10 protein-coding genes are annotated in these 12212 nt (G+C 63.0%); 8 read left to right on the top strand and 2 right to left on the bottom strand.

The features are described from left to right. The first annotated feature begins 96 nt into the window (after window positions 1–96). The 3 genes from AC1DZ5_RS01445 to AC1DZ5_RS01435 all read left to right on the top strand — a co-directional run bounded on the left by AC1DZ5_RS01445 (window position 97) and on the right by AC1DZ5_RS01435 (window position 4735). Entirely contained in the window at window positions 97–837 is a 741-nt protein-coding gene (locus tag AC1DZ5_RS01445; RefSeq protein WP_477885318.1) for an AfsA-related hotdog domain-containing protein, read from the top strand. Window positions 838–1412: 575 nt separating this feature from the next. Then, window positions 1413–2576: a cyclopropane fatty acyl phospholipid synthase gene (gene cfa, locus AC1DZ5_RS01440; protein WP_477885316.1), complete on the top strand. Its 1164-nt coding sequence runs from the start codon at window positions 1413–1415 to the stop codon at window positions 2574–2576. Between the two features lie 86 nt (window positions 2577–2662). Beyond that, a complete protein-coding gene (locus AC1DZ5_RS01435) occupies window positions 2663–4735 on the top strand; it encodes an AsmA family protein (protein ID WP_477885314.1) in 2073 nt (690 codons plus the stop codon). Window positions 4736–4816: 81 nt separating this feature from the next. On the opposite strand, the gene AC1DZ5_RS01430 is transcribed toward AC1DZ5_RS01435, so the two are convergent. Further along, window positions 4817–5290 carry a MerR family transcriptional regulator gene (locus tag AC1DZ5_RS01430; protein WP_477885312.1) on the bottom strand — a complete coding sequence of 158 codons (474 nt, stop codon included), beginning with the start codon at window positions 5288–5290 and terminating at the stop codon, window positions 4817–4819. Beyond that, window positions 5280–5576, bottom strand: a complete 297-nt coding sequence (locus AC1DZ5_RS01425) for an SCP2 sterol-binding domain-containing protein (RefSeq protein ID WP_477885309.1) — start codon at window positions 5574–5576, stop codon at window positions 5280–5282. Before AC1DZ5_RS01425 ends, AC1DZ5_RS01430 begins: the two co-directional genes overlap by 11 nt. Before the next feature lie 152 nt (window positions 5577–5728). Between AC1DZ5_RS01425 and AC1DZ5_RS01420 the strand changes: the two genes are divergently transcribed. The 5 genes from AC1DZ5_RS01420 to AC1DZ5_RS01400 are packed head-to-tail and all read left to right on the top strand — an operon-like array spanning window position 5729 to window position 12209. Continuing rightward, entirely contained in the window at window positions 5729–7339 is a 1611-nt protein-coding gene (locus tag AC1DZ5_RS01420) for an acyl-CoA carboxylase subunit beta (protein WP_477885307.1), read from the top strand. Window positions 7340–7372: 33 nt separating this feature from the next. Next, window positions 7373–8524: an acyl-CoA dehydrogenase family protein gene (locus tag AC1DZ5_RS01415; RefSeq protein WP_477885305.1), complete on the top strand. Its 1152-nt coding sequence runs from the start codon at window positions 7373–7375 to the stop codon at window positions 8522–8524. Window positions 8525–8530: 6 nt separating this feature from the next. Beyond that, entirely contained in the window at window positions 8531–9379 is an 849-nt protein-coding gene (locus AC1DZ5_RS01410) for an enoyl-CoA hydratase/isomerase family protein (RefSeq protein WP_477885303.1), read from the top strand. Then, window positions 9376–11334: an acetyl/propionyl/methylcrotonyl-CoA carboxylase subunit alpha gene (locus tag AC1DZ5_RS01405; RefSeq protein WP_477885301.1), complete on the top strand. Its 1959-nt coding sequence runs from the start codon at window positions 9376–9378 to the stop codon at window positions 11332–11334. The genes AC1DZ5_RS01410 and AC1DZ5_RS01405 overlap by 4 nt, the downstream gene beginning before the upstream one ends. Continuing rightward, window positions 11331–12209 (top strand): beta-keto acid cleavage family enzyme, encoded by an 879-nt coding sequence (locus tag AC1DZ5_RS01400; protein ID WP_477885299.1) that lies wholly within the window; start codon window positions 11331–11333, stop codon window positions 12207–12209. The genes AC1DZ5_RS01405 and AC1DZ5_RS01400 overlap by 4 nt, the downstream gene beginning before the upstream one ends. Window positions 12210–12212: the final 3 nt, after the last annotated feature.

The raw sequence follows: 12212 nt of genomic DNA, 5'->3' as shown, positions 1-12212 counted from the left end.
GGCTGAGCTTGCCGGGGACGGGCCAATGCTTCTTCCAGCAACAAAGAGTCAGTGCGCGGACGGCTTGCAATAAAGACTTATCTACAAAACGTTGCTATGGAAACAATCTATATTTTGGTCGGGGACGAGTATGCAAACTTCGCAAAGCATAGCAACGTCTTAACGGTGTCCCAACTGATGGAAAAGCTGGAGGGCGACCACATTTGGGATGGTGATGAGATATTTATTGTGGGGCTAGGCATCACTAAAAACACGCGTCAATTTTTGAAGGCCGCGTTGAGCCAACGAGGGCTTGAAATCGTCATGGGTGAAGATACGCTCGCCCCGCCGCATCTCACGCACAAGAAGCATATTGAGAACGCGCTCATATCCGTACCACGCAAAATTCGGCCCCTGCAATATGAGTTCCATTTCTGCGTGGATAACCGCATGGACAGGCTTGCAGACCATGTCACAGGCCAGCATATAAGTGCCATGCTATTGGTAGAGGCAAGTCGGCAAGCCTCTATAGCGGCATTGGAGCTTGAATACTGTTCGGGGCGAAACCCAAAATCTGGGTTGGTTATTGAGCAGTTCACATCCCGATTCAGTAACTATGCCTTTCCCATACCAACGCTCATCACGGCAAGTATTAAGGAAATTGGGAAATCAGCAACTGGAAATCTATCTCTGGAATGCCTGGTGGCGTTCAGCCAAGCTGACAAGGAAGTGTGTACGGTCTACTTCACAGGTAGCGTTCCCCAACTTGCACAGTTGGAAATTGTGGAGGCACGCATGGCCCGCAGCTCCATCAATGCGCTCCGTAAAAAATACGAAACCCAGCCTGTAGCGGGCTAGTAGTTCCACTATGGGACGTGGCTAAGCTATAGGGGGCAGCTTGGGCAGCATCTTGCGATCGACGGTGGTTACTTTTCACATTGCTTAAGGCAACGCTGAATAAGGCCCCCTGTAATCGCGACAAGCGGTAAATTAACGGCCCATGCGCTACGTGGTTTGCAGAAGAACGCCAACGGGCGTTCACGGCATTGGCGCTGGCCAATCACTATCTCAGTCGAGGGCGTTTGCTGGGGCAGGTGCGCCCGTAAGGGCAGTCCCGCTCGAAGGACCCGCCAAACTGCCCTGCTGGGCACAACCAAACGGCATAAATCTGCCCAAATAGCGCTTCACGTCATCGGGCTTGGCCGTCTGGGTTACTTGTTCAGCGTTGCCCTGGGCCCTTCCCGCTTCCTTAGTCGGATACGAAGCCGTATCAGCGCGACTCACAGTCGCTGCTCTGCAGACGTCATTGAGCATTGCTGACGGTCCATTAGAAAAACCTATATCCCTCTCAGCCCAAAATCAATTGGACTGTGCGGCACCGCACGTTTTTCAATAGCGTTTCCTTCCACTATTTGGCAGAGGAGGAGCGAAGGATGGAACCCCAAAGCATTCAAAGTCTCCCGCGCGAAGTTGGCACAGGCCACAGCGCGGCGCACCACTATCTGGAATCGCTGCTGGCCGAGGCCGATATTCAGCTGGACGGGCAGCGCCCCTGGGACATGCGGCTGCGCCGGTCTGGCGTGCCCGAGCGCATCCTGGCGCAGGGCAGCCTGGGGCTCGGCGAGTCGTACATGGACGGCTGGTGGGATTGCGACCACCTGGACCAGTTCTTTGACCGGCTGCTGCGCGCCAACTTGCCATCGCGCGTGCGCCCGTGGGCCATGGCCTGGCACCACCTGCGGGCCCGCTGGTTCAACCTGCAGACCGAAGACCGCGCGTGGGAGGTGGGCCGCGCCCACTACGACCTGGGCAACGACTTTTACGCCGCCATGCTGGACCGCCGAATGACCTACACCTGCGCTTTCTGGCAGGGCGCAGAGACGCTGGACGCCGCGCAGGAGCACAAGCTGGACTTGGTGTGCCGCAAGCTGGGCCTTGCGCCGGGCATGCGCGTGCTGGACATTGGCTGCGGCTGGGGCAGCTTCATGCAGTTTGCGGCCGAGCGCTACGGCGTGCAGTGCGTGGGCGTCACCATCTCGGCCGAGCAGGCGGCGCTGGGACAGCAGCGCTGCGCGGGTCTGCCCATCGAATTCCGACTGGCCGACTACCGCACGCTGAACGAACGGTTCGATCGCATCGTGAGCATTGGCATGTTTGAGCACGTGGGCCACAAAAACTACGCCACCTACATGGATGTCGCGCAGCGCTGCCTGGCGGACGATGGCCTGTTTTTGCTGCACACCATAGGCCGCAACGAGCATGGCCATGGCACCGACCCGTGGATGCATCGCTACATCTTCCCCAACGGGGAGCTGCCTTCTATCGCGCAGATTGGGCGTGCCGCCGAGCGCCGCTTTGTGGTGGAAGACCTGCACAACTTTGGCGCCGACTACGACCGCACGCTCATGGCCTGGCACCACAACTTTGCCCAGGCCTGGCCGCGGTTTGCGGGACAGCTGGATGAGCGCTTTCGCCGCATGTGGCGCTACTACCTGTTGTGCTGTGCAGGTGCCTTCCGCGCACGGGATATCCAGGTGTGGCAGTGGGTGCTGTCCAGGCCCGGGCGCCCGGGGGTGTACCCGCGGCTGGCGGCTTGATGCGCTGACCGGTGCTGCAACGATGGCCCTCTAGAATGGTTTGCATCGATTAGGCCTCTGGGCAAGAAACACAAAAAGGGAGTTTCATGAAGGTGCTTCGCATAGTGGGGTTTGCAGTTGCTGCGCTGCTGGGTTTTTTGGTGTTGGCAGTGGGCGTGCTCTACGTGCTGTTTGACGGCGACAAGATCAAGGCAGAAATCAGCCGCACGGTGCTGGAGCAAAAGCAGCGCACGCTGGTGATCGTGGGCCAACCCAAGCTCTCTGTCTGGCCCAACGTGGGCATTCAGCTGGACGGCGTGACGCTGTCTGAGCACGCCAGCAAGGCCGAGTTTGCCGCGCTGGACTCGGCCCGCATTTCGGTGGCGCTGATGCCGCTGCTGAGCAAGCAGGTGCAGGTGCGTGCGCTGGACGTGGAGGGCCTGAAGCTCACATTGGTGAAGAAGAAAGACGGCACACTGAACATTGCCGACCTGCTGGGCGAACCCACAGCGCCCGAAGCAGGCAAACCCGCTGAACCTGCCAAGCCGGCCGAGCCGCTGCAGATTGATATCTCCAGCATCCGCATCGCCAATGCCCAGCTCACTTGGCGTGACGAGAAGGCGGGCAGTAGCACCGCGCTGTCGAACCTGAGCCTGTCCACCGGCCATGTGCTGGCCGACACGGGTGCCAAGACGGCGGCGGTGGACAAGCTGAGTCTGTCGGCCAAGGGCCAGAGTGGCACGGATGCCTTTACGCTGGCGCTGGACGCGCCCAAGCTGAACCTGTCGCCCCAGAAGTCGGGTGGCGAGGCCATCACGCTGTCGGCCACGTTGCAGGGCACAGGCCGCAATGCAACGGTGAACCTGGTGCTGAATGGCGTGGAGGGCAATGCCGATGCACTCAAGATGGCCAGCTTGGCGCTGAAGCTGGATGCAAAGTCCGGCGATGCGGCCATCAAGGGCCAACTGAGTTCGCCCGTGGCGGTGAACGTGGCCGGGCAAAGCGTGGCGCTGGCCAAGCTGACCGGCAGCTTGGACGTGGCCCACCCCAGCATGCCCATGAAGAGCGTGACTCTGCCCATCAACGGCAACCTGAAGGTGGACGCGCTGCAGCAAACCGCCGCGTTGGAGCTGGCTACGCAGTTTGACGAATCCAAGATTGCCGCCAGCGTGAAGGTGGCCAAGTTTGCGCCGCTGGTGCTGGCGTTTGACCTGGATGTGGACAAGCTCAACGTGGACAAATACCTGCCACCCAAGCCGGCGCCCACTACGGTGGCCGCCAAAGAGGCGGCTGTGGCCAAAGAGGCGCCCATCGACCTGAGTGCGCTCAAGGGCCACACGGTGAACGGCGCGATCCGCATCGGTGCGCTGCAGGTGTCCAACCTGAAGCTGGAGAAGATCAACGCCAAGCTGGCGCTGGCCGGCGGCAAGCTGGACGTGGCTCCCCTTTCCTTGAACCTGTACGAAGGCAGCACCAGCGGCAGCCTGTCAGTCAACGCCAATGGCAACGCGGTGGCCGTCAAGCAGTCCCTGGTGGGCGTCAGCATCAACCCGCTGATGAAAGACCTGGTGGCCAAGGACCTGCTGGAGGGCAAAGGCAATGTGACGCTGGACATCAACACCCACGGCGACACGGTGACGGCGATGAAGAAGGCGTTGGGCGGCACAGCTTCGCTGGCGCTGAAAGACGGAGCCATCAAGGGCATCAACCTGGCGCAAAGCCTGCGCGACCTTAAAGCCAAACTGGGCCAGGCCGACAGCACGCAGGCCGCCAACGCGAGCCAGAAGACCGACTTCTCGGAGCTGACCGGCTCCTTCAAGATTGCCAACGGCGTGGCGCACAACGATGACCTGGCGATGAAGTCCCCCTTCATCCGCCTGGGCGGCACAGGTGACATTGACGTGGGCGCTGGCCAGATGAACTACCTGGCCAAGGCCACGGTGGTGGCTAGCGGCGAAGGGCAGGGCGGCAAAGACTTGGGCCAGCTGAAGGGCCTGACCGTGCCCGTGCGCCTGACGGGTCCTTTTGAAGCGCTGAGCTACAAGATCGAATTCGGCACCATGCTGGAAGACGCTACCAAAGCCAAGGTGGAAGAGAAGAAACAGGAGATCAAGACCAAGGCCGAGGAGGCCGTGAAGGACAAGGCCAAGGACTTGTTCAAAGGCCTGCTGGGCAAGTAAGCCGCTCGGTGGATTGCGCGGGTTGCTCCTGTTTTAGGAGCTACTCGCGCATATTCCACGGGGGCTAGAGGCCAGTTTGGTTTAATTCTTACCGGTACGCACGCGTTCAGCCAGGTGGCCGCGGCAGCTGGTGTTGATCACGCGCAGCTCGGCCAGCGTGGCGTCAATCTGGGCGCGCTTTTTCTCTAGGTCGGCAATCTCGGCGTCGGTGCGGTCGATGACGTACTGCAGCTGCTGGGTGCGGCCTTCGCCGTGGTCGCCATACAAATCCAAATAGCGCTTGATCTCCGACAGCGGTGAGCCTATGGCCTTGGCGCGCAGGATGAGCGCCAGCCGGGCACGGTCGCGCCGCGTGTAGACACGGGCACCATTGACACGGCGGGGGCTGAGCAGGCCCTTGTCTTCGTAAAACCGCAGCGCGCGCAGCGTGATGCCGAACTCCCGGCACAACTCGGTGATACCGAACAGCTCGGCCGTGCCCTCGTCGCGGTGGGAGGCGACAAACGCTTGCGCGTCTGCCACCGCTGCGTCGGTGGCCACCGACTTAAATGACACGTTGCAGGCGCATGGCCACGCCCATGTCGCCGCTCACCTTCAGCTTGCCGGCCATGAAACCGGTGGCGGGTTCCAGGTCGCCGTCCAGCAGGGCCTGCAGGTTCTCTAGCGTGATGCCCACGGTGCAATCCACATCGGTGTTGTCGTTGCTCACACAGTTGGGCGTGCTGGCGCCGTCGATGACGATGACGCCGTCGGCGCCCATGTCGAACTTCAGGGTGGCGTTGAGGCCGCTGTCGGCGCCCACTTTGGCGCGGATGGCTTCGGTTGCGGATGCGAGGGACATGGGGTTTCCTTGTTGGGTGTGTGGAGGATTTGGGCTGGATGTTAGCTGCGCAGCATACCGTAAAGAATAGTGAAAATACCTATACGGCAATTGATTGACGTTAACGTCACCATGACCTCTAATGCCGCAAGACGTTTGAAGGACCCGTTGCCATGCCCGCTCTCCGCTCCAAGATCAACCCCCGCGCCGCCGGCTTTGCGGCCAACGCCCAGCGCATGGCCGAGCTGCTGGCCGAGGTGCAGCGCCTGGAGGGCCTGGTGATTGCCGAGTCCGAATCCAAGCGCGAGAAATTCGAGAAACGCAACCAGCTGCTGCCGCGCGAACGCGTGGCCCGCCTGCTGGACCGCGGCACGCCGTTCCTGGAGCTGAGCCGCTTGGCCGGCCTGAACATGCACGATGACGATGGCAAGAAGGCCGTGTTGGGCGGCGGCTCCATCGTCGGCATTGGCGTGGTGGCGGGGCGGCGCTGCATCGTCTCCGCCAGCGATAGCGCGGTGAAGGGCGGCACGGTGGCACCCATGGGCCTCAAAAAAGCGCTGCGTGCACAGGAGATCGCTTTCGAGAACAAGCTGCCCGTCATCTACCTGGTGGAGAGCGGCGGTGCCAACCTCATGTACCAGGCCGAAATTTTTGTAGAGGGCGGGCGCAGCTTTGCCAACCAGGCGCGCATGTCGGCCGCAGGCATCCCGCAGATTGCGGTGGTGCATGGCTCGTCCACCGCGGGCGGCGCGTACCTGCCCGGCCTGTCGGACTACGTGGTGCTGGTGCGTGGGCGCAGCAGCATCTACCTGGCGGGCCCGCCGCTGGTGAAGGCTGCCATCGGCGAGGACTGCACCGACGACGAGCTGGGCGGCGCCGAAACCCATGCGCAGGTCACGGGGCTCGGCGAGTACCTGACCGAAGACGACGCGCATGCGATCGCCATGACGCGTGAACTCATGGACAAGCTGAACTGGGACACCACACCCGCCACCGCACCCTTTGCTGCGCCGCTGTTTGACGAGCAGGAACTGATGGGCATTGTGCCCGCCGATGAACGCGAGCCCTATGACGTGCGTGAGGTGATCGCTCGCTTGGTGGATGGCTCGGACTTTCTGGAATTCAAGGCCAGCTACGCCCCTGAGATGATGTGCGGGCACGCCCGCATCGAGGGGCGACTGGTGGGCATATTGGGCAACAACGGGCCCATCCAGCCCACGGGCTCGACCAAGGCCGCGCAGTTCATCCAGCTGTGCGACCAGAGTGGCACGCCGCTCATTTTTTTGCAGAACACCACGGGCTACATGGTGGGCTCCGCGGCCGAGCGCGGCGGCGCCATCAAGCACGGCAGCAAGATGATCCAGGCCGTGGCCAATGCCCGCGTGCCCAAGTTCACCGTGGTGCTAGGTGGCTCGTACGGTGCGGGCAACTACGGCATGTGCGGGCGTGGATTCGATCCGCGTTTCATCTTCAGCTGGCCCACGGCGCGCACCGCCGTGATGGGCGGCGCGCAGGCCGCCAAGGTGATGGACATTGTGAATCGCGCCAAGCTGGAGCGCATGGGCAGTGAGGTGAACGAGGACGCGCTCGAGGCCATGTCTGATGGTCTGCGCCTGCGGCTGGACAAGGAAAGCGCTGCCCTGTTTGGCACAGCCCGCCTGTGGGACGACGGAATCATCGACCCGCGCGACACGCGCCGCTTGCTGGGCCTGTGCCTGGCGTTAGCAGCAGAGGCCGAGCAGCGCACGTTGCGCGCCAACACCTTTGGCGTGGCACGCCTTTGATTGAAACCATAACAACGACGCGAGAAGACACCCATGAAATTCACCCCTGAACACACGCAAATCTCTGACACGGTGCGCAAGTTCGTCGCCAATGAGATCAACCCCTTCACCGCTGAATGGGAAAAGGCCGGCATCTTTCCGGCACACGAACTTTTCAAGAAGATGGGCAATCTGGGCTTGCTGGGCATCAAGTACCCCACGGAGTTTGGCGGCATGGGGCTGGACTTCAGCTACTCCATGGTGGCGGCCGAGGCGTTGGGCGACTGCAATGTGGGCGGCGTGCCCATGGCGATTGGTGTGCAGACCGACATGTGCACCCCGGCACTGGCGCGCTTTGGCAGCGACGAGCTGCGCGCCGCCTACCTGGCCCCGGCCATTGCGGGCGACATGGTGGGTTGCATTGGTGTGAGCGAAGTGGGGGGCGGCTCTGATGTGGCCGCCCTCAAGACCACGGCACGCAAGGATGGCGGTGACTACGTCATCAACGGCTCCAAGATGTGGATCACCAATGGCATGCAGGCCGACTGGTGCTGCCTGCTGGCCAACACCAGCGAAGGCGCGGTGCACAAAAACAAGTCCCTCATCATCGTGCCCATGGATGCGCCCGGCATCACGCGCCAGAAGATCGAGAAGATCGGCATGCACAGCAGCGACACCGCGCAGCTGTTCTTTGACAACGTGCGCGTGCCCCAGCGCAACCTGATCGGCCAGGAGGGCATGGGCTTCACGCTGCAGATGCTGCAGTTCCAGGAAGAGCGCTTGTATGGCGCCGCCGGCAGCCTGCGCTCGCTGGACAACCTTATCGACCAGACCATTGCCTACACGCGCGAACGCAAGACCTTTGGCCAGCCGATTCTGAACAACCAAGTGGTGCACTTCCGCCTGGCCGAGCTGCGCACCGAGGTGGAGTGCTTGCGCGCGCTGACCTACCGCGCGGTGGAGTCGTATGTGGGCGGCAAGGATGTGACCAAGCTGGCCTCCATGGCCAAGCTCAAGGCCGGGCGCTTGAGCCGCGAAGTGGCCGATAGCTGCCTGCAGTACTGGGGCGGCATGGGCTTCACGGCCGACAACCCCATCTCTCAGGCCTACCGCGACAGCCGCCTCATCTCGATTGGTGGCGGTGCGGACGAGATCATGCTGGGCATCATCTGCAAGCTCGAAGGCACGTTGCCGGGCAAGGCCTGAGGCCAGATGCACACCATGCAGCACGCCATAGATGCTATGCAATTAGGAGCTGTTCGCGCAGTATCCACGGGGGCTAGCCTGCATATTTACTTGAATAGACCCGAGGTACGCAACGCCATGTCGCTGCAGATGGTGGCCGAGCTGCAGCAGGTGCTCCGAGCGGCGGAGGCCACGGCGGGCACGCCGGACGCGGTGCGTGTGGTCGTGCTGCGCGGCGAGGGCGGGCACTTCAGCGCCGGGGCCGATTTGAAAGACATGGCCGGTGCACGCATGCGCGCCATGCAACGCGCCGAGGGCGCGCCTGACCCGATTGCCGAGGTGAACGCCGCCTTTGGCCACCTGTGTGCAGCCTATGCCAGCACGCCGCTGGCCGTGGTGGCGGTGCTGGAGGGCACAGTGATGGGCGGTGGCTTTGGCTTGGCCTGCGTGGTCGACGTGGCGATTGCCAGTGACACCGCCGCTTTCCGTCTACCCGAGACCTCACTGGGTGTGGTGCCCGCGCAGATTGCGCCTTTTTTGGTGGAGCGTCTGGGTTACTCGCAGGCCAAGCGCCTGGCCGTCACTGGTGGGCGGCTCGATGCTGCAGGTGCGTTGACGGTGGGACTGGTGCATACGGTGACAACCCCCCAAGGCATTGCCGCCGCGCTGGACAAGACGCTGGCAGACATCCTAGCCTGTGCACCGGGCGCACTGGCCGCCACCAAGGCGCTGATGCGCAAGGCGCGCTTTACGGCTGCGGCCGATCTGGTGGAGGAAGCCGCCACCATCTTCTCCCACGCCGCTCAGGGCCCGGAAGGGCAAGAGGGCATGACTGCCTTCATCCAGAAACGCAAACCCCAATGGGCCGTGACATGAGCTTTTCCAAAATCCTGATCGCCAACCGCGGCGAGATCGCCTGCCGCGTCATCCGCACCGCGCGCAAGCTGGGCTACCAGACGGTGGCCGTGTACAGCGATGCGGACCGCGATGCACCCCATGTGGCATTGGCTGATGAGGCGGTGCACATCGGCCCCTCGCCCGCCGCGCAGTCCTATTTGAAGTTCGATGCGATTCTTGACGCCGCGCGCAATACCGGCGCCGATGCGCTGCACCCGGGCTATGGCTTCCTGAGTGAAAACGCCGCCTTTGCGCAGGCCTGTGCCGATGCGGGCGTGGTCTTCATCGGGCCGCCCGCCAGCGCCATCACCGCCATGGGCGACAAGGCCCTGGCTAAGCGCCGCATGCTGGAAGCGGGCGTGCCGTGTGCACCCGGCTACTTGGGCGCAGACCAAAGCGACGTGACGCTGACGGCCGAGGCCAAGAAGCTGGGCTACCCGCTGCTGGTGAAAGCCGTGACCGGGGGCGGCGGCCGCGGCATGCGGCTTGTGCGTAGTGACGCTGAGCTGCAACAGGGCATAGACGGCGCACGTCGCGAAGCCATTAACGCGTTTGGCGACGGCACGCTCATGCTGGAGCGCCTCATCGACAACGGCCGCCATATCGAGATCCAGGTGTTTGCCGACGCGCATGGCAATGCGGTCTACCTGGGCGAGCGCGATTGCACCGCCCAGCGCCGTCGACAAAAGGTGATTGAAGAAGCACCATCGCCCTTGGTGAGTCCTGCCATGCGCGCCGCCATGGGCCAGGACGCCGTGGCCGCCGCGCTGGCCGTGGGCTACCGCGGCGCCGGCACGGTGGAGTTCATCGTGGACGACAAGCGCAATCACTATTTCTTGGAGATGAACACGCGCCTGCAGGTGGAGCACCCGGTGACCGAATGCATCACGGGTTACGACCTCGTCGAGTGGCAGCTGCAGGTAGCCGCCGGCGATGTGCTGCCCGCGAGGCAGGAAGACATCACGCTCACCGGCCACGCCATCGAGGCACGCCTGTATGTGGAAGACCCTTACACCGGCTTTGCACCGCAGACCGGCACCGTGGCCTGGTGGCAACCGGAGCGCGCGCTGCATGGTGGCGTGAGGGTGGACGACGGCATCCGCCAGGGCAGCGTAGTCTCGCCCTTCTATGACCCCATGGTCGCCAAGATCATCGTGCACGGCCGCGACCGGGATGATGCCATCCGCCGTCTGCGCGCCGCGTTGGCCAATACGCCCTTGCTGGGCCTGAAGAACAACGGCCGCTTTCTGAGTGACCTGGTGGACCACTCGGCGTTCCGCAAGGCCGAGATGACCACCACGCTGATCGACCACTGGGTGGAGCAGGGCGAGCCATTGTTGCAGGCGCCCGTGGCCAGCGATGCCGCGTGGACCGTGGCCTCAGTGGCTCTGGCCATGCAACACGGCAGCAGCTGGCGCGCCAACAGCGTGGCGGCCTACGGCTTTCAACTGCAGACCGCAGACAAGGTGCGTGCGGTGCGCGTGCTGCCGGACCGTCATGGCGTGGTGGCCGTCACCATCGCTGGCCACACCACATCCGCACGGGTTCTGCAGTTTGCCGAAGGCGTGTTGCGGCTTGAACTCGACGGTGTGGCCCAAACCGCGATTGCCATGTTTGTAGGCGCCGACTTGCACCTCGCCCACGCAGGCCATAGCCATGTGTTCACCGAAGTGTCTGCCCTCCCGAATGCCGACGCGCTCAAGGACGCGAGCCGCGCGCGGTCTCCGGTGGCTGGCAAGGTCACACAGGTGTTGGTGGCACCGGGCGACGCGGTGCAAGATGGTCAACAGCTGGTGTGTGTGGAGGCCATGAAGATGGAAATGTGGCTCTGCGCCGAGAGCGCAGGCACGGTGAAGGCTGTGCATGCCAAGGCGGGCGACCAGGTGGAATTCGGCGCACTGTTGGTTGAACTTGAGATCAAGAAGGACGCATGATGGACAAAGCCATACTCACCTGCGCGCTGACCGGCGTGCTCACCAATCCCCAGCAACACCCCGTGCCGGTCACACCGGCGCAAATGGCGGCCGAGGCGCGCGACGCCTTCAATGCGGGCGCCAGCATCATGCACATCCACATGCGCAGTCAGGAAGAGGGCATGGGCCATATGCCCTCGTGGGACCCGGATGTGGCCGAGAGCATCGTCAATGCCATTCGCGAAGCCTGTCCCGAGGTCATCATCAACCTGACCACCGGCGTCGTGGGCAAGGACATCAGCGGCCCGCTGGCCTGCATCCGTCGTGTGAAGCCCGAGATCGCGGCCTGCAATGCGGGCAGCCTGAACTACCTCAAGCTCAAGGAGGACGGCTCGTGGGCTTGGCCGCCCATGGTGTTCGATAACCCGGTGGCGAAGGTGCAGCAGTTCCTGGACGTGATGGAAGAGGCCGGCACGCACCCCGAGTTCGAATGCTTTGATGTGGGTATCGTCCGCTCGGTCACCATGTATCTGAAGAACGGCATGCTCAAGCCCGCCATGGGTCGCGCCGAGTACAACCTGGTTATGGGTGTGGCCTCCGGCATGCCTTGTGATGCGGATCTGCTGTCGCTGCTGCCCAAATACATGGCCGCTGACAGCATCTGGCAGACCACGCTGATCGGTCGCGCCGAGATCTGGCCCGTACACCAGAAGACTGCCGATCTGGGCGGCATGTTGCGCACCGGCCTGGAAGATACCTTCTATCTGCCCAACGGTGAGCGTGCAGCAGGCAACGGCGCCCTCATCACCGAACTGGCCGCTTGCGCCCAGCGTGCGGGTCGTGCCATTGCCAGCCCGGCGGAGGCGCGCAGCCTGCTGGGGCTGCGCAGCGCGTAAACT

This window comes from Rhodoferax sp. P1_F3, assembly GCF_056405715.1.
The sequence above is the reverse complement of the archived record's forward strand: the minus strand, read 5'-3'. Positions and strand labels throughout refer to the sequence as shown.